Source organism: Streptomyces sp. SudanB25_2051 (genome assembly GCF_964272635.1).
Lineage (GTDB): Bacteria > Actinomycetota > Actinomycetes > Streptomycetales > Streptomycetaceae > Streptomyces.
In genome coordinates this window covers 2,150,599-2,166,426 of sequence record NZ_OZ186787.1, presented here as the reverse complement: position 1 = coordinate 2,166,426, position 15,828 = coordinate 2,150,599, and the positions used below count along the sequence as shown (strand labels likewise).

Sequence of the window (15,828 nt, the reverse complement as noted above, 5' to 3'; positions counted from 1 at the left end):
CGCGCGCGTTCCACGGACCCTCGGCCGCCGGGCCGGCCCGTGCGCGGGGTCGGCCCTCCGCGTCGGGCCCGTCAGTACGACAGGCCGTATCCGATCGGGTAGAGCTCCCGCGACGGGTCGTCGGCGCGCTGCACCGGCACCGGAAGGCGCCCCTCCGGCCGGGCCCGGCCGGCGATGACCCGCGCGGCCGCCCGCATCTCCACGTCCGTCCACGCGTATGTGGCGAGCGTGGCCCGCTGGCCGGTGAGCCGGGCGACGTCGTACGGATTGCGGATGGCGACCGTGATCACCGGGACGCCCGTGGCGACGAGCCGCGCGACGAGCGTGCGTTGCGCGCTGGTCGCCGACACGTTGTACGTGCCCACGACCACCGCGTCCTTGCCGGCCGCCGCCGCGACGGCCTGCTCGATGCGGGCCGCCGTGGGGGCGGTGCCCGTGGACAGGGCCGTCGCGGTGAAGCCCAGCTCGCCCAGCGCGGCGGCGAGCGTCGCGGTCGGCGGGCCGGTCGTGCCGGACGGCGAGGCCGGGTCGGCGCCGACGACCAGCAGCTCCCGGTGGGTGAGCCGGTTCAGCGGCAGCAGCCCGCCCTCGTTGAGCAGCAGCGTCGTCGTGGCCTGCGCGATCCGGTCGGCCGCGTCGAGGTGGGCCTGCTTGCCGACGACCCGGTCCACCTCGTCGCGCGTGGTGTACGGGTCGCGCAGCAGCCCCAGCTTCGCCTTGAGCCGCAGAATGCGCAGAATCGATTCGTCGAGCCGTTCCTCGGACAGCTCCCCGCCGCGTACGGCGTCCAGCACGGCGTTCCAGGCCAGGTCCAGGTCCGGCGGGTTGAGGAGCTGGTCGCAGCCCGCCTTGAGGGCCAGCACGGGCACCCGGTCGTCGCCGTACTTGGTGCGCACGCCCTCCATGCCGAGCGAGTCGGTCACCACCACCCCGTCGTAGCCGAGGCGCTCGCGCAGGATGCCCGTCAGGATGGGCCGCGACAGGGTCGCCGGGTCCTCCGCGGGGTCGAGGGACGGCACGACGATGTGCGCGGTCATCACCGAGTCGATCCCGGCGGCGACCGCGGACCGGAACGGCGGCGCGTCGAGCGTCTCCCACTGCTCGCGCGTGTGGTGGATGTACGGCAGCTTGGTGTGGCTGTCGTCGGTCGTGTCGCCGTGGCCGGGGAAGTGCTTGGCGGTCGCGGCGACCCCCGCGCCCTGGTACCCCTTCACCTGCGCGGCGACCATCCGCGCCACGGCCTGCGGGTCGGCGCCGAAGGACCGTACGCCGATGACGGGGTTGGCCGGGTTGACGTTGACGTCCGCGACCGGGGCGTAGTTCTGGCGGATGCCGAGCGCCGCCAGTTCGGCGCCCGCGATGTGCGCGGCGCGGCGGGCCACGTCACGGGCGCCGGACGCGCCGAGCGCCATCGCGCCGGGCAGCAGCGTGGCGGGCTCGCCGACGCGGGCGACGATGCCGTGCTCCTGGTCGGTGGAGATCAGGACCGGCACGGGGACGCGCTGGGCGAGCGCGGCCCGCTGGATGCCGTTGGACAGGTCGGCGATCTGGTGCGGGTCGCGGGTGTTGTGCGCCCACGCGAAGTAGATGATGCCGCCGACGTGGTACTTGGCGACCAGCTCGGCGGCGGTGCGGACGCCGATCTCGCGGAGGTTGGCGTCGATGTCGGCCTGGTCGGGGTGGGTGGCGGAGTGCCCGTACACCCGCATGACGAAGAGCTGGCCGACCTTCTCCTCCAGGCTCATGCGCGCGACGATCCGGGCGAGCGCCCGCTTGTCGGCGTCGGCTTCCCGCGCGGCGGGGTCCTGGGATGCGGTGGGGAGCGGGTCCTGGGCGGTCCGCGGGACGGTGAACCCGGTGGTGGCGGCCGCGGCGGTGGCGGTGGCGGCGGCGAGGACGGTGCGTCGGGAGGTGGCGCGGTGGTGCACTGGTGCTCCTTCCGGCCGTGCGGGACGTGGGATGAAGGAAACTTCCAAGGAGTCACACGTAGGCGAAAGTAACTGCCAGGTCAAGCGCGCGCGCACAGCTCCCCGCCACACCACCCGACCGCCGGTCCCGCCCCCTGCCCGCGCGGGGCGCCGGGGACGGAGCTCGCCGCCGCCGGTGACGGGCCGTCGGGCGTGGCCCGGCCGGGGATCGTCAGGCGGTGGACCCGTCAGGGCCGCCGGCCGGTGCGGTGGCCGGCTCGGGCTCCTCCGGCAGCTGGTGGTCGGCCCAGACGTACGTCTCCGGCAGCAGCTGCGCGACGGGCACCGCCCGCAGCGCGTCCCCGTGCCCCACGATGACCCGCAGCGCGGGGAAGTAGTCGAGGAGGGCCTGCCGGCAGCGCCCGCAGGGCGGCACGACGCCCCGCTCCCGGTCGCCCACGGCGACGATCGTGTCCAGCTCGTACGCCCCCTGGGCGGCCGCCGCCCCGATGACGACGAGCTCCGCGCACGGCCCGCCGGTGAAGTGGTAGGCGTTCACGGCCGTGACGATCCGCCCGTCCCGGGCGCGGGCGGCGGCCGCCATGGTGTGGTTGTCGCCCCGGCAGCGGGTCCGGGCGACACGTGCCGCGGCCTCCACGAGTTCATGGTCGACGTGTTCCGTGCGCGTGGTCATCTTCTCCGCCTCGTTCGGAAGGGTGCCCGGTGACGTTGCCCGCCCGGCGGGCGGGACGGCAACCCGATATCACCGGGGCCGCGGGGGCCGCGGCCGGACGCCCCCCCTAGGGTGGGGGCATGGACTCGCAGGCGTACCTCCGGCACCTGTTCTCCCTGGAGAACCACACCGCCCTCGTCACCGGCGGCAGCTCCGGCATCGGCCGCGCCATCGCCGGCGCGCTCGCCCGCGCCGGCGCGAACGTCGTGGTCGTCGCCCGCCGCGAGGCGGAACTCGCCGGGACCGTCAGCGAACTGGAGGCCGACGGCTGCCGCGCCGCCTGGATCAGCGCGGACCTCGCCACCCGTGACGGCGTCCGGGACGCCGCCGACCGTGCCGCCGCCGTGTACGGGGAGCCCGACATCCTCGTCAACTGCGCGGGGATCAACCTGCGTCCGCCCATGAACGAGCTGGACGAGGAGGTGTGGGACCGCACCATGGCGGTGAACCTGGAGGCCCCGTTCCTGCTCGGCCAGCGCTTCGGGCCCGGCATGGCCGAGCGCGGGTACGGCCGGATCATCCACGTCACGTCGCAGCAGGCGCACCGCGCGTTCGTCCAGAGCGGCGCGTACGGGGTGTCGAAGGGCGGCCTGGAGTCGCTGGCCCGGTCCCAGGCCGAGGCGTGGTCCCCGTACGGCGTCACCTGCAACACCCTCGTGCCCGGCTTCGTCCTCACGCCGCTCAACGAGCGCCTGCAGTCGCAGCCCGGCACGATCGCCGCCCTCGCCGACCGGACCCTCGTCGGGCGCAACGGCGTGCCCGGGGACTTCGAGGGCGCGGCGGTGTTCCTGGCGAGCCGCGCGTCGGCGTACGTGACCGGCCAGTCGGTGTTCGTCGACGGCGGCTTCCACGCCCACTGAACCGCCCGCGACACCACCCACCGAACCGCCCGCACCGCCACCGGACCGCCCGCACCGCGCCCACCGGACCGCCCGCCGGTCGCCCCGGCCGCCACCCGGACCCCGGCGCACGGTGCAGGGCCCCGGCGCGCGGCGGTTCCCGCACACGGCGGGCGCCGGTGCCTCACCCGGCGGCGAGCAGCCCCTCGACATGGGCGCGTCCGGCGGCGAGCAGGCCGGGCAGCTCGGGGACGCCGGGGTACCAGCGCTTCTCGTACTCCCAGCAGAACCAGCCGTCCGGGCCGACGGGGGCCACGCACGCGCGCAGGGGGACGGCGCCCGAGCCGAGCGGCACCGGCGTCGTGTCGTCGCGGCCCGCGCAGTCCTTGACCTGGACGTACCCGAGGTACGGCTCCAGCAGCCCATACGTACGGGCGGGGTCCTCGCCGGCGCGCCAGGCGTGCTGGACGTCCCAGACGGCGCCGACGTGCGGATGGCCCACGGCGGCGACGACCCGCGCGACGTCCGCGCCCGACGGGTGGGAGTCGTGGTTCTCCAGCAGGACCCGCACCCCGGCTTCGGCGGCGACCTCCGCGGCGGCGCCCAGGCGGCGGGCGGCGGTCGCGTCGGCGGCGTCCCGCGACTGCTCGCCGCCGCCGGGGAAGACCCGCACGAACGGGGCCTCCAAGTCGGCGGCGAGGTGGATCAGCCGGTGCAGCTCCTCGTACACGGCGTCGTCGTCGGCCTCGGCGGCCACCCGGGCGTACCCGGCGACGCTCAGCACCCGCACCCCGGCGGCGGCGAACTGCCGCAGCACGTCCCGCCGCTCGTGCGCGACGAGCCCGGCGTGCACGGGCTCCTCGGGGTGGGCCCGCAGCTCCACCCCCCGACACCCGGCATCCGCGGCGATCCGCACCACGTCCGCGACGTCCATTCCGGGCACCCCAAGTGTGGAAAACGCGAAGTTCATCCCCCGAACGTACCCCGCCCACCCCGCCCGAACCCGGCACCTCCTCCCGCCGTCGCGGCACCACGCCGCACCGCTGCACATCCACATGGTCGAAGATCGCCGCGTATCTGCGGGGCATCGGCGACGACATCGCCCCCGTCCCGCGTGACGTGGTGCTCGCCGACCACGTTCTCCGCGTGGTGGACGAACTCGAGCAGGCGGACGTTCCGCCGCCCGTGCCGCGGTCGTTCGGGCTGACCGCCGCGTAGCGCGGGCGTGACCGCGCCCCGCCCTGGACTGCCGGGCGGGGCGCGAGGGGCGGGCGGCGGCTACAGGACGACCGGGCGGCCGCCGAGGGAGACGGAGAGGCGGCCGTCGGAGGTGTACGTCCAGGTCAGGGCGCCCGTGTAGGAGGAGCAGCGGGAGCCGTTCGTACCGGACCAGAACTGGTTCGTGCCGTCCACGTCACCGACGACCTTGTCGGTGGAGCCGCTGCCGCCGCGGCAGGACGTGTTGCCGCGGAACACCGACGTACCGGCCTCCCAGGTGTAGTTGCGCTGCGCGTTGTCGACGCTGAGGTTGTTCGACACCGTCATGGAGCCGGGGTTCCGGTTGTACGTGAAGCCGTGCTTGCCGTTGTCGTACGCGATGCTGCGCCGCACGACGTGGTTGACGCCGATGTCCTCGCCGCCCAGCTTGTAGCCGTTGCGGTCGCCGGCGGTGTTCTGGGTGCCGTCGGAGAGGGTGCCGTTCTCGTACGCGAGGGAGTCCTCGATGGTGACCGCGCCGATGGGGCCCGTGTCCGTCTTGGTGTACAGGTCCCAGCCGTCGTCGATGTTGTTGTGGGCGACGGCGTACCGGAAGACGTTGCCGGGGCCGACGGTCAGCTTCGCGGCGAAGCCGTCGGCGTCCTCGCCGTCGGAGTCGGCGTTGTCGTGCGACTCGGCGCTGAGGATCAGGTTGTTCGACGGCCACTGGTCGCGGGGCGTGGTGGACGCCATCCGGGACAGCTGGAGGCCGGTGTCGCGGTTGAAGCGGGTGACCGTGCGCTCGATGACGTTGTTGCTGCCGCCGACGAAGATGCCGTTGTCACCGGCGCGTTCGACGGTCAGGCCGTGGATGTGCCAGTACGAGGCGTTGAGCGCGAGGCCCCGGTTGGACGGGTCCTCGGCCATGGCGGAGAAGTTCAGCACCGGGGTCTCGCCCGGGTACGCGGCGAGCCGGGTGCGGGCGCTCGCGGTGCCGTTCTTGCCCGCCGGGATGGTGACGGTCTGGGAGTAGCGGTAGGTGCCGCCGCGCACGTAGATCGTCCCGCCGGGTGTGACGCGGCTGATGGCCGAGGCGAGCGTGGTGGGCGCCGTGAGGGTGCCGGCCGCGCCGTCGGTGCCGTTCGGGGCGACGTACAGGGCGCTGCCGGTGGGCGGCGGGGTCGTCGTACCGCCCGTGTCCACCTCCAGGTGGTCGATGTTGGCGAGGCCGTCCGCCGTGGTGGGGGCGAGGCGGACGGTGTTGGAGCCCGCGTTGAGCGGGACGGTCAGCGTCACGGACGCCCAGGTGGCCCAGGCGCCGGTGGGGGCGAAGGACTGCTGGCCGGCGGAGGCGCCGTTGACGGTGAGGGCGGCGGGGCGGGGCGAGGTGGTGCCGTTGGCGTACCGGACGGTGAGCGTCGCGGTCCCGGCCTGCGGGGCGTCGACCGGGAACTGCAGGGCGGCGCCGATGGCGTTGCGGCCGTTGCAGAAGCCGGTGCCGGAGTATCCGGCGTGGTTGGTGTCGACGGTGCCGTCGCAGGTGGCGGGCGCGCGCTCGGCCTCGTACCGGGTGGTCGCGGCGGACGCGGTGGCGGGCAGCACCGCGACGGTGCCGGCGGCCAGGGCGGCACACGCCAGCGCGGACAGCGCGGGTTTCATCCTCATGGGGGGTCCTCGTCCTTCTGCGGGTTCGCGGAAGCTCCCGGTGCCCGGCCGCGGGGCCCGAGGGCCGGGGGAAGGGCGGCACGGCAGCGGAGAGCGCGGGGCACGAGCTGGTGTGCTGGGGGTGCTGTAGAAAGCGCTTGCCAAGCTAGAAGCGCGTCACGGCGGCGTCAATCGGCTGACGCGGGGGGAAAGTTTCGAACAACTGGCGGCGAGCCCGGGGGTGTTGGTGGACGCGCGTGCCGGGGCCCGGCGGGGGAGGCCCCGTTGTCAGTGGCGGGGGGTACGGTGCCATGCGTTCGGCCGGACGGAGATCGTGAGGGACTCGCGGCCATGGGGGGTGGGAGAGGAAGGTCCCCGGCAGCCGGCTCGGGACTGGAAGTGGGTTCCGTGGCCCCACCCCCCACTCTCCGGCTTGGGCGCGCGTTCACGGCCGTCCGGGGCGGCACCCCGCAGCCTGAGCCGTCCCGGCGCGCCCCCTGCCCGCGCGCGGCGCGAGGCGCACGCGTGGTCCCGGCCGCCGGCTTCCGTGGCCGGGTTCCGGCCGACACCCCGCCCGCAGGCGGCGGTACGCCCCGGCAGGGCGCGCCGGCCGGGAGGACTCCCACCGCCGACTCCGGCCCCGCCCCGGAAATCCAGTGGAGGAGCCCGCGCCCCACCCCCTACCGTGCTGCCGACCAGGTCGTCTGAGCGAGGACATGCCGTTGTACACCCTGTGAGACCCCCCGAGAGCTGATGTGTCGCGCCCGCGCGTACGCGCGCCGCGCTCCTTTTCGCTGCGGATTTCTCACTGAAACCGGTGTTTCCTGTGCTCAATAGCTGGGTGGTCATGCCCACCTGCCTGCCGACCGTCCTCCGCCGTTGCCCGTCGTGCGCCTCCGGGCGCTTCCGGCCGAACGGCAAGTTCCGCGTCAACGCCAACCACAAGCTCCTCGACGCCTGGCTCCTCGTGCTCTGCGCCGGGTGCGGGGACACGGCGAAGCTCACCGTCCTGGAGCGGATGAACGTCCGCTCCGTACGGCCCGGGCTGCTGGACCGCATGCACGACAACGACCTGGACCTGGCAGCGGAGTTGCTCCAGGACCCGGCCCTGCGGCGCCGCAACCGTGTCGCCCTCGACTGGACGGGCGCCTGGCGCCTGGACACCGGGGGACGGGACCACCTGGACCGCGAGGTGGTCGATGTCGCGGTCCGCTTCGCGGCGCGCATACCCGTCCGTCCGGTACGGCTGATCGCCGAAGGGTGCGGCCTTCCGCGCGCGGAGGCCGAGCGGCTGGTGGCGGAGGGGAGGCTCGTCTCGGCGGTCCGCCTGACCGGGAAGACGTCCGGCGACTTCTCCTTCACGCTCAAGCGCTGAGTCCCCGGACCGGCACCAGGGGCCTGCCCGGCACGACCCGCCGGGCAGGCCCGCGCGACGGACTCCCACGCGCCACCGCGACCGGCACGCGACCGGAGGACCGGCGTGCGCGGCGCCTGCCCCACGCCGCCTCCCACGAGCCGCTCAGGCCGGGGCGCGGCTGCCGGCAGGCTCCGTGCCCGGGCCGCCGCCCCTACCCCTCCACGCGGATCCCGGGCAGCGGCACCGCCACCGGCCGGGAGCCGGATGCCAGGGACCGGGCGCCCGCCACCCCCACGAGTGACGCCGCGACGGCCTGCCGTACCGGTACCAGCGGCGCCGCCCCGTGCTCCAGCGTCGCCCGGAACGCGCGCAGTACCCGTACCGTCCCCTCCGCGCCGCGCGGCACCGTCTCGCCGCCGTCCAGGGTGAGCGGCTCCGGTACGCGCTCCTCGTCCCGCGCCCGCCCGTCCGGCGACGCCCACGCCTCCGTACGGACGCGCACCGACCAGGCGCGTTCGCCGGGCGCGCGGACCGACTCGGCCAGTGCGCGGGCGCCCCGCACGGAGAACCAGCTCCAGTGGCTGTCCGGTTCGCCCTGGAGGAAGCCGTGCCGGGTGACGGCGAGCGCGCCGCTCGACAGGCGGACCACCAGGACGACGGCGACGCGCGGGTCCGCCTCGTCCACGGGGAACGCCGTCACCTCCACCGGCCAGGCGCCGGTGAGCGCCAGGACGGGCGACAGGGTGTGGGTGCAGTACGCGGTCGGGGCGATCCGCCCGCGCCAGTGCGACGGGTCCCGTACGAGCGCGGTGACCGCGTCCGGGGACATGCCGTGCAGGTAGTCGGCCTCCACGAGGCTGATCCGGCCCAGTTCGCCGGCGTCGGCGGCCTCGCGCAGGAGCCGGACGTGCGGGTGCGCCACGTAGTTCTCGGCGAACGAGTACGTCGCAGACGACGCGTCCGCCGCGGCGACGAGCCGCGCCCCCTCGTCGGCGTCCACGCAGGCGGCCGTCTCGGACAGGACGTGCACCCCGCGCTCCAGGAACGCGACCGCCATGGGCGCGTGCCCGTCGAAGTCGCCCGCCAGGACGACCCCGTCGAGCCGCTGGTCCAGCAGCTCGCGCCACCCCTCCACCAGCGCGGCGCCCGGCAGCCCGCCCCGCGCGGCCGCGCGCCGCTCCGGATCCCGGTCGCACGCCGCGACCACGTCCAGCCCCAGCCGGCGGCACCACACCGCCAGGTGAAGCCCCTGCCGCAGCCCGACCACCCCTAAACGCATGCGCCCATCGTCGGCACCGCGCGGCCCACCGGCAACCGGTTTCACCCCGGCAACACCGGATCCGGCCACGGCCGCGCCCGCGCGCTACCGTCGTCGGCATGGTCGACGACGATGCCCTCACCCCCGTCCGCGACGCCTACGACGCCGCCGCCTACGTGTACGCCGAGCAGTTCGGGGACGCGCTGCGGGACAGGCCCCTGGACCGCGCGGCGCTCAGCGCCTTCGCCGAGCTCGCCCGTGGCGTCGCGGGCGGCCGGGTCGCGGACCTGGGCTGCGGACCCGGCTACGTCACCGCGTATCTGCGCGAGCTCGGCGTGGAGGCGTTCGGCGTCGACGCCTCACCCGCGATGATCGAGCTGGCCCGGCGGGCCTACCCGGACCTGCGGTTCGACGTGGGCTCGATGGCGGCGCTGGACATCGGTGACGGCGCGCTCGGCGGCGTCCTGTCGCGCTGGTCCGTCATCCACACCCCGCCACGGGAACTCCCCTCCCTACTGGCCGAGTTCGGCCGCGTACTGGCGCCGGGCGGACATCTGCTCATCGGCTTCTCCGCGAGCGAGGGGCCGTCCCACCCGTCACAGGTCTTCGACCACGCGGTCGCCCCGGCCTACCGGTGGTGGCCCGACCACCTCGCCGCGATGCTCCGCGAGGCCGGGATGGCGGAGACGGCCCGCCTGGTCCGCGAGCCGCAGCCCGCGGACCGGCGCCAGTTCCGGGAGGTCCACCTGCTCGCCCGCAAGGGGTAGGCCCCGTCCTCCGCATCGGGCCGCGCCGCCGGCCCACCCCGGTGGGCCCGGCACCGGGCGGGCGTTGACCGGCCGGGCGGGTGCCGGCGGCACCGCCCTTGTCGGTGCCCGGTGTTAGCGTCGCCGCCATGGCGAACCGTTCCTATCTCTACTCCGCGGACTCGATGCCCGACGAGGCGGAGATCCCCCGGCGGATCCGTTGCATATCCGAGCACAACTGGGACATCCCGCTGGCGCACAAGCTCCTGGCGGGGCGCGGTACGACGATCGTCCCGTCCATGATCTGGAACCCCGCGATCGGCATCGCCGCGGACTACGCGGGCGGGGCGGCCCTGCTCCGCGAGCTGCTGAGCGCGGTCGGCAAGGGCCTGGAGGACGACGCCGAGTTCGCCGCATGCGTGGCCAGGACCACGGCCCACCTGGAGAAGCAGCGGGCGGAGTACTTCGTCCTGGAGACCGGCGAGATCATCTCGATGACGGACGACGATCCGGAAGCGAGCGTCCGGCGTCTGGCGTCCGAGGACATCCCCGACGCCGTCGCCCGGGCCGAGGAGGCGATCGCCGGCCGGAACGACGACTGGCTGGCCGCCGTCCGGGCCGACTGGCAGCGGCACTTCGCGTCGTTCTACGCCGACGCGCTCTACTTCTCCTTCCCCGGCTGACCGACACGCGGCGCGATGCCGCGCGGTCGCAGGCTGCCGAAGCCCGCCCGGGACCATCCCTCCCCGCCGGGGCCCTCAGCCCCCGTACCGCTCCAGCAGCGCCTCCACGTACGCCTCCAGGCGCCCGGCCAGGACGGTCGGGGTCAGGTCGGCGCGGCCCAGTTCGCGCCAGCCCGCGGCGACCTTCTCGGCGTCGGGCGCGTATCCCAGGGCGTCGAGCAGCCGCCAGTACAGGTGGTCGGCCGGACGCCCGGCCAGGGTGCCGCCCGCCGCCTCGTACAGGTCGGCGAACGCCATGCCCTTCGGCACGCCGTGCAGCAGCGCCAGCATGGTCGAGCAGTGGGCGACGTCCAGGTCGACGGGCCCCCAGGAGGTCTCCACCCAGTCCACGACCCCGCTGATCCACAGCCCGGACCCGCCGCCGACCGCGGGCCGGCCCCCGGCCTCGCCCCCGTGGCCGCCGTCGGCGAAGAGGACGTTGCACGGGTGGAAGTCGCGGTGCAGGAAGCACCCGTCGTACGCGGGCGGGTCCCGCCGGATGACGTCCACGGCGCGGGCCCACAGCTCCGGCCGCCGCGTCCCGGCGGGCGGCGTCACCCGTTCCGGCGAGGTCCACGCCTGGTACGGGCGCGGCCGCTCCGCCTCCGCCACGGCGACCCGGTGCACCTCCAGCAACTGCCGCGCCAGCAGCCCCGCGCGGCGCCCCGCCCCCTCGTCGTCCAGCCGTACGGTGCCGGGGAGCAGCGACATCAGCAGCGACGGGTACGGGCAGTGCGCGGCGGTCGGGTCCACGGCGACCAGCTCGGCGGCGGGCACGTCGGTGCGGCGCAGCAGCCGCAGTACACCGGCCTCCCGGCACAGCAGCCCCTCGGCGTGCCGCACGAAGAAGGGCTTCACGAACGACCGCAGCACCAACTGCCGCCGCCCGCCGGGCCCCTCCACGTCCAGCCGCCGCATCTCGGAGGTCCACCCGCCCCGCAGCGGTACGGCCCCCACGACCCGCTCCCCGTCGCCGAGGTGCCTCTCCACCCAGGTACGGGCCGCCTCGGGCAGCCCCCGTATGCCGTCCATGCGCACAGGCTATTGCGCGGTGCCGACGCCCGACCCGCGGCCTCCACGTCGGCCCACGCCCCCGTGAGCCGTGCGCGCAGTGATCCGCACCATGGTCCGCGCGCTCCTGTCACAGCCGCCCGCCGGCCGGTGTCTGATGGGTGAGCCCGGGCGGCGTGCCGGCCCGGGGCGTACGACGAGGAAGGACCCGGAGATGAGCGCCGACCACGCCACCAATCCCGCGACGGAGGCGTTCGTCGCCCACCGCAATCTGCTCTTCACCGTCGCCTACGAGATGCTCGGCTCGGCCGCCGACGCGGAGGACGTGCTCCAGGAGACCTGGCTGCGCTGGGTCAAGGTCGACCTGGACCAGGTGGCCGACCGCCGGGCGTACCTGGTCCGGATCACGACCCGCCAGTCGCTGAACCGGCTGCGCGCCCTGAGCCGCCGCAAGGAGTCGTACGTCGGCTCGTGGCTGCCGGAGCCGCTGCTCACCGCGCCGGACGTGGCCGAGGACGTCGAACTGGCCGAGAGCGTGTCGATGGCGATGATGCTCGTACTGGAGACCCTGTCGCCGACCGAGCGCGCCGTCTTCGTCCTGCGCGAGGTGTTCGACGTCGGGTACGACGAGATCGCCGCCGCCGTGGACAAGAGCCCCGCGGCCGTACGCCAGATCGCGCACCGCGCCCGCCGCCATGTCGAGGCGCGCCGCCCCCGCGAGGTGGTCTCCCAGAAGGAGACGAGGGAGGCCCTGGAGCAGCTGCGGCGCGCGTTCGAGACCGGTGACGTCCAGGGCCTGCTGAACGTACTGGCGCCCGACGTGGTCCTCGTCGGCGACGGCGGCGGCGTCAAGCGGACCGCGCTGCGCCCGATCACCGGCGCCGACACGGTGGCGCGTTTCGTCACGGGCCGCACCAGCAGGTTCAAGGGGACGATCACCGCCGCCCCCACGCTGGTCAACGGCAGCCCGGCGCTCCTGCTGCACGTGGACGGCGAGATGGACGGCGTGCTGGCGGTCCGGGTCGATGGCGCCCGCATCACCGGCCTGTACTACGTCCGCAACCCCGAGAAGCTCACCCACATCACCGAGGAGACCCCGCTCGCCCTGCGGTGACGCGGCCGGGGGCCGGGAGGCGGCACACCCGCCGCGCCCCGGCCCCCGCGCGCACCCCGCCCCCGCGCGCACCCCGCCCCCGCGCGCGCCCCGGCCCCCGCGTGCGGCGCCTCCGCCGCGCCCCGGCCCCGCGCGCGTCCCGGCTCCCTCGCGCGGCCCGGTCGTGGCCGGCGCCCCGGAGCGGCACCGCCGCCGGCGCCCCAGGTGTACGGTCGCGCCATGTCCAAGACCGAGATAGACCAGCTGGCCGCCGAGTTCTTCGGGGCCTTCGACAACCGGGGCGGCAAGACGCCCGACGTGGGCCGCATCCGCAGGCTGGTCGTCCCGGGCGGGGTGATCGTCGCCACGGGCCCGCAGTTCACGGTGTACACGGTGGACGAGTTCATCGAGCCCCGGGAGCGCTGGCTGACGGACGGCCGGCTGGTGGAGTTCTCCGAGTGGGAGACCACCGAGCGCACGGAGATCGCGGGCGACATCGCTTCGCGGATCGGCGAGTACCGCAAGTCCGGGATCCTCGACGGCGAGCCGTTCGAGGGCGGCGGCACGAAGACGTTCCAGTTCGTCCGCACACCGGAGGGCTGGCGCATCGCGGCGTTCTCCTGGTACGACCACCCCTGACCCGGCTGCGTGGCACCCGCAGCGGGCGGTGCCGGGCGGTCTCCGGGGCATCGCGGACACCGCTCCGGGCGAGGACGGGCCACCGGCGCGAATTCCGGAGGCGGGCCCCGGCGCCGTCCGCGTACAGTCCTGCGCATGACCGTGCTGTCAGGCGCCGCCGTCTCCCTCCGCCCCGCCGTCCGCGAGGACATCCCCGCCCTGGCCGCCATCCGGGCCACACCGGAGGTGCGCGCGCGGTGGAGGGGCGGAGAGGACCTGGCGGCGGACATCGCGGAGGACCTCCAGGACCCCGGCACCCGGTGCCTGGCCGTCGAGTACGGGGAGCGGGTCATCGGCATGATCCAGTGGTACGCCGAGGAGGAGCCGGACTACCGGCACGCCGGCATCGACCTCTTCCTCGACCCGTCCGTGCACGGCAAGGGCCTGGGCACGGACGCCGTACGGACGCTGGCCCGCCACCTCGTCGACGAGCACGGCTACCACCGGCTGGTCATCGACCCGGCGGCCGACAACACGGCGGCGATCCGCTGCTACACCAAGGTCGGCTTCAAGCCGGTCGGCGTCATGAGGCAGTACGAGCGCGGCGCCGACGGCACCTGGCACGACGGCCTTCTGATGGACCTCCTGGCCGACGAGCTGGTGCGCTGACCACTCCCCGCACCCGGTCGCACCCGCCGGGAACGGCGGGCGCCCCGCTGCCGCCGGACCCCATGAAGCGCAACCGACTTGCCTGCCGGGCAGGTTGATAGGTTCGGCCGTGCCTGGGCCATCGCGACTGAGGGAGTGGAACGTGACCGGTGCGGCCAGCCTGCGTCAGACGCTGCGGGACATCGAGGTCTTCGCCGGCGAGCTTCCCGGATTCGACCCGACGGCCGCGCCGGACACGCCGGTCGAGCTGTTCACCGAGTGGTTCCTCGCCGCCTTGGACGCCGGGGTACGGGAACCGCATGCCATGACGCTGGCCACGGCGGACGCCGACGGTGATCCGACCGCCCGCGTGCTCATCCTCAAGGACGTCAGCGCGGAGGGCTGGCAGTTCGCCTCGGACGCGAACAGCCGCAAGGGCCGCGATCTCGCCGCCCGCCCCTACGCGGCCCTCGCCTTCTACTGGGCGCCGCTCGCCCGCCAGGTCCTGGTGCGCGGACCGGTGGTGCGGGAGACCCCCGAACGGTGCGCCGCGGACTTCCTCGCCCGCGGCGAGGGCGCGCGGGCGGAAGCCCTGCTCGGACGCCAGTCGCAGCCGCTCGCGGACCTGGCCGAGCGGGACGCGCAGGTGGAGGCGTCGCTCGCGCGGATCAGGAGCGAGCCGGACCTGGTGGCGCCGGGCTGGACGCTGTACTCGGTGCGCCCCGAGTCGGTGGAGTTCTGGCAGGGCGACAAGCAGCGCCGACACACCCGGCTCGTCTACCGGTCCGCACCCGACGGGTGGACCAGGCAGCTGCTGTGGCCCTGACCCGGCGCCGGTCCACGAGCACCCGCCATCACCCGGCGAGGCGGGGCAGACGAGCCGCCCCGACCCCTCTCCCCGACGAACGAGGACCACACATGACCGTGTTGTACCGGACGCTCCCCTTCGTGGCGATGTTCGCGACCCTGGCGGTGGCCGACAGGTACCTGGCCGGACCACTGTGGGCGGAGCTGCTGCTGACCGCCGTGGCCGCGGGGGCGACGGCGTACGCCGCGGGCAGGCTCACCTCCGGCCGGCGCGGCACCCCGGCCTGACGGCACCGGCCCGTACCGGCACGTCGCCGGCCCGCGGCCGATATTCACTGGCGGACGGGGGCGTCCCGTACCACGATGCGCCCATGGATTCAGGCGAGCGCGACGACGAAGCCGCGGTCACACGGTGGACACCCGCCACCGTCTACCCCGACATGTGGGTCGACCCGGACGACGACCCCCGCGAGACCGACACGGAGACGGCGGACGAGCGCGGCGCGCTCCTGGAGAGCCTGCGCTACTTCCGCCTCACCATCGAGTTGAAGTGCGCCGGCCTGGACGCGGAGCAGATGGCCCGGCGCTCCGTGCCGCCGTCCACGATGTCCCTGCTCGGGCTGGTGCGGCACATGGCCGAGGACGAACGGCACTTCCGCCGGATGGCCGGCGAGGACTCGCCCCGGATCTACCGCACCGCCGAGGACCGGGACGGCGACTGGAACGGCGCGGTCGCCGACCCGGCCGTCGTGGAGGACGCCTGGCGGCGGTGGCGGGCCGAGAGCGAGCTGACCGACCGGTTCATCGCCCGCCACGCCGACCTCGGCACGCGCACCGGGGAGGCGCCGCTGCGCGAGATCCTGGTGGCGCAGATCGCCGAGTACGCACGGCACTGCGGCCACGCCGACCTTCTGCGCGAGCGGATCGACGGCCGGGTGGGCCAGTAGCCCCCGAGCCGGTGCCGGGCCTGGACCTCCGGTCCCGTGATCGCCTGACAGCGAGAGGCCCTTGGCCGGGGTGCTCCCCGGCGCGCGCGGCCACCAGCACGTGGCGGTGGCGCGGCCGCTCACTCCGTCGCGGCGGCGAGGAAGTCGGCCCAGGCGGCGGGGGAGAGGGTGAGGGGCGTGAGGGTGGTGTCCTTGGAGTCGCGGACGTGGACGGCGCTGAGGGCGTGGGCCACCTCGACGCAGTTGTCACCGGCGCCACCGCTGTAGCTGCTCTTGAACCAGTGCAACTGGGTGCTCATCG

The 15,828-nt window shown here is 74.9% G+C and carries 18 protein-coding genes; 11 read left to right on the top strand and 7 right to left on the bottom strand.

Features of this window, described 5'->3' with window-relative positions; translation table 11 throughout:
- Positions 1-71 precede the first annotated feature (71 nt).
- Entirely contained in the window at positions 72-1,928 is a 1,857-nt protein-coding gene (locus ACSUPT_RS09580; protein WP_436944054.1) for a glycoside hydrolase family 3 protein, read from the bottom strand.
- 211 nt (positions 1,929-2,139) lie between these two features.
- The gene (locus ACSUPT_RS09575; RefSeq protein ID WP_436944053.1) at positions 2,140-2,601 is read right to left on the bottom strand and encodes a cytidine deaminase; all 462 of its coding nucleotides are present in this window, start codon (positions 2,599-2,601) and stop codon (positions 2,140-2,142) included.
- A 119-nt stretch (positions 2,602-2,720) separates the two neighbouring features.
- On the opposite strand from ACSUPT_RS09575, the gene ACSUPT_RS09570 reads away from it, so the two are divergent.
- Positions 2,721-3,500 (top strand): SDR family NAD(P)-dependent oxidoreductase, encoded by a 780-nt coding sequence (locus tag ACSUPT_RS09570; RefSeq protein WP_351967166.1) that lies wholly within the window; start codon positions 2,721-2,723, stop codon positions 3,498-3,500.
- A 163-nt stretch (positions 3,501-3,663) separates the two neighbouring features.
- Here ACSUPT_RS09570 and ACSUPT_RS09565 read toward each other — a convergent pair whose 3' ends face one another.
- Positions 3,664-4,449: a sugar phosphate isomerase/epimerase family protein gene (locus ACSUPT_RS09565; protein ID WP_361656332.1), complete on the bottom strand. Its 786-nt coding sequence runs from the start codon at positions 4,447-4,449 to the stop codon at positions 3,664-3,666.
- Between ACSUPT_RS09565 and ACSUPT_RS09560 the strand changes: the two genes are divergently transcribed.
- Positions 4,428-4,697, top strand: coding sequence for a hypothetical protein (locus ACSUPT_RS09560; protein WP_399219366.1), 270 nt, complete (start codon positions 4,428-4,430; stop codon positions 4,695-4,697). The genes ACSUPT_RS09565 and ACSUPT_RS09560 overlap by 22 nt on opposite strands.
- A gap of 60 nt (positions 4,698-4,757) precedes the next feature.
- Here the strand turns inward: ACSUPT_RS09560 and ACSUPT_RS09555 are convergent, their stop codons facing one another.
- Entirely contained in the window at positions 4,758-6,341 is a 1,584-nt protein-coding gene (locus ACSUPT_RS09555; RefSeq protein WP_436944052.1) for a carbohydrate-binding protein, read from the bottom strand.
- An 826-nt stretch (positions 6,342-7,167) separates the two neighbouring features.
- Between ACSUPT_RS09555 and ACSUPT_RS09550 the strand changes: the two genes are divergently transcribed.
- Positions 7,168-7,695, top strand: a complete 528-nt coding sequence (locus ACSUPT_RS09550) for a DUF1062 domain-containing protein (RefSeq protein WP_436946190.1) — start codon at positions 7,168-7,170, stop codon at positions 7,693-7,695.
- Between the two features lie 193 nt (positions 7,696-7,888).
- On the opposite strand, the gene ACSUPT_RS09545 is transcribed toward ACSUPT_RS09550, so the two are convergent.
- Positions 7,889-8,956 (bottom strand): Gfo/Idh/MocA family oxidoreductase, encoded by a 1,068-nt coding sequence (locus ACSUPT_RS09545; RefSeq protein WP_351967170.1) that lies wholly within the window; start codon positions 8,954-8,956, stop codon positions 7,889-7,891.
- 98 nt (positions 8,957-9,054) lie between these two features.
- On the opposite strand from ACSUPT_RS09545, the gene ACSUPT_RS09540 reads away from it, so the two are divergent.
- Positions 9,055-9,702: a class I SAM-dependent methyltransferase gene (locus tag ACSUPT_RS09540; RefSeq protein WP_436944051.1), complete on the top strand. Its 648-nt coding sequence runs from the start codon at positions 9,055-9,057 to the stop codon at positions 9,700-9,702.
- 128 nt (positions 9,703-9,830) lie between these two features.
- Entirely contained in the window at positions 9,831-10,364 is a 534-nt protein-coding gene (locus tag ACSUPT_RS09535) for a DUF7822 domain-containing protein (protein ID WP_361656350.1), read from the top strand.
- Between the two features lie 75 nt (positions 10,365-10,439).
- Here the strand turns inward: ACSUPT_RS09535 and ACSUPT_RS09530 are convergent, their stop codons facing one another.
- The gene (locus tag ACSUPT_RS09530) at positions 10,440-11,435 is read right to left on the bottom strand and encodes a phosphotransferase family protein (RefSeq protein ID WP_436944050.1); all 996 of its coding nucleotides are present in this window, start codon (positions 11,433-11,435) and stop codon (positions 10,440-10,442) included.
- A 193-nt stretch (positions 11,436-11,628) separates the two neighbouring features.
- Between ACSUPT_RS09530 and ACSUPT_RS09525 the strand changes: the two genes are divergently transcribed.
- The 6 genes from ACSUPT_RS09525 (at position 11,629) to ACSUPT_RS09500 (ending at position 15,527) form a co-directional block, all read left to right on the top strand.
- Entirely contained in the window at positions 11,629-12,528 is a 900-nt protein-coding gene (locus ACSUPT_RS09525) for an RNA polymerase sigma-70 factor (protein ID WP_351967174.1), read from the top strand.
- Between the two features lie 219 nt (positions 12,529-12,747).
- Positions 12,748-13,146 carry a DUF4440 domain-containing protein gene (locus ACSUPT_RS09520; protein ID WP_351967175.1) on the top strand — a complete coding sequence of 133 codons (399 nt, stop codon included), beginning with the start codon at positions 12,748-12,750 and terminating at the stop codon, positions 13,144-13,146.
- Between the two features lie 135 nt (positions 13,147-13,281).
- Complete coding sequence (locus tag ACSUPT_RS09515) at positions 13,282-13,794, top strand: GNAT family N-acetyltransferase (protein ID WP_351967176.1); 513 nt, start codon at positions 13,282-13,284, stop codon at positions 13,792-13,794.
- Between the two features lie 142 nt (positions 13,795-13,936).
- Positions 13,937-14,599 carry a pyridoxine/pyridoxamine 5'-phosphate oxidase gene (locus ACSUPT_RS09510; protein ID WP_361656358.1) on the top strand — a complete coding sequence of 221 codons (663 nt, stop codon included), beginning with the start codon at positions 13,937-13,939 and terminating at the stop codon, positions 14,597-14,599.
- A 92-nt stretch (positions 14,600-14,691) separates the two neighbouring features.
- On the top strand, positions 14,692-14,868 hold the full coding sequence (locus ACSUPT_RS09505) for a hypothetical protein (RefSeq protein ID WP_351967178.1): 177 nt from the start codon (positions 14,692-14,694) through the stop codon (positions 14,866-14,868).
- An 83-nt stretch (positions 14,869-14,951) separates the two neighbouring features.
- Complete coding sequence (locus ACSUPT_RS09500) at positions 14,952-15,527, top strand: DinB family protein (RefSeq protein WP_436944049.1); 576 nt, start codon at positions 14,952-14,954, stop codon at positions 15,525-15,527.
- Between the two features lie 119 nt (positions 15,528-15,646).
- Here ACSUPT_RS09500 and ACSUPT_RS09495 read toward each other — a convergent pair whose 3' ends face one another.
- Positions 15,647-15,826 carry a DUF397 domain-containing protein gene (locus ACSUPT_RS09495; RefSeq protein WP_436944048.1) on the bottom strand — a complete coding sequence of 60 codons (180 nt, stop codon included), beginning with the start codon at positions 15,824-15,826 and terminating at the stop codon, positions 15,647-15,649.
- Positions 15,827-15,828: the final 2 nt, after the last annotated feature.

Excerpts from the sequence above, each read along its gene's own strand:
- ACSUPT_RS09575 (WP_436944053.1), bottom strand. The coding sequence starts at position 2,601 with ATGACCACGCGCACGGAACACGTCGACCATGAACTCGTGGAGGCCGCG.
- ACSUPT_RS09570 (WP_351967166.1), top strand. The coding sequence starts at position 2,721 with ATGGACTCGCAGGCGTACCTCCGGCACCTGTTCTCCCTGGAGAACCAC.
- ACSUPT_RS09565 (WP_361656332.1), bottom strand. The coding sequence starts at position 4,449 with ATGAACTTCGCGTTTTCCACACTTGGGGTGCCCGGAATGGACGTCGCG.
- ACSUPT_RS09555 (WP_436944052.1), bottom strand. The coding sequence starts at position 6,341 with ATGAGGATGAAACCCGCGCTGTCCGCGCTGGCGTGTGCCGCCCTGGCC.
- ACSUPT_RS09550 (WP_436946190.1), top strand. The coding sequence starts at position 7,168 with ATGCCCACCTGCCTGCCGACCGTCCTCCGCCGTTGCCCGTCGTGCGCC.
- ACSUPT_RS09545 (WP_351967170.1), bottom strand. The coding sequence starts at position 8,956 with ATGCGTTTAGGGGTGGTCGGGCTGCGGCAGGGGCTTCACCTGGCGGTG.
- ACSUPT_RS09540 (WP_436944051.1), top strand. The coding sequence starts at position 9,055 with ATGGTCGACGACGATGCCCTCACCCCCGTCCGCGACGCCTACGACGCC.
- ACSUPT_RS09535 (WP_361656350.1), top strand. The coding sequence starts at position 9,831 with ATGGCGAACCGTTCCTATCTCTACTCCGCGGACTCGATGCCCGACGAG.
- ACSUPT_RS09530 (WP_436944050.1), bottom strand. The coding sequence starts at position 11,435 with ATGGACGGCATACGGGGGCTGCCCGAGGCGGCCCGTACCTGGGTGGAG.
- ACSUPT_RS09525 (WP_351967174.1), top strand. The coding sequence starts at position 11,629 with ATGAGCGCCGACCACGCCACCAATCCCGCGACGGAGGCGTTCGTCGCC.
- ACSUPT_RS09520 (WP_351967175.1), top strand. The coding sequence starts at position 12,748 with ATGTCCAAGACCGAGATAGACCAGCTGGCCGCCGAGTTCTTCGGGGCC.
- ACSUPT_RS09515 (WP_351967176.1), top strand. The coding sequence starts at position 13,282 with ATGACCGTGCTGTCAGGCGCCGCCGTCTCCCTCCGCCCCGCCGTCCGC.
- ACSUPT_RS09505 (WP_351967178.1), top strand. The coding sequence starts at position 14,692 with ATGACCGTGTTGTACCGGACGCTCCCCTTCGTGGCGATGTTCGCGACC.
- ACSUPT_RS09500 (WP_436944049.1), top strand. The coding sequence starts at position 14,952 with ATGGATTCAGGCGAGCGCGACGACGAAGCCGCGGTCACACGGTGGACA.
- ACSUPT_RS09495 (WP_436944048.1), bottom strand. The coding sequence starts at position 15,826 with ATGAGCACCCAGTTGCACTGGTTCAAGAGCAGCTACAGCGGTGGCGCC.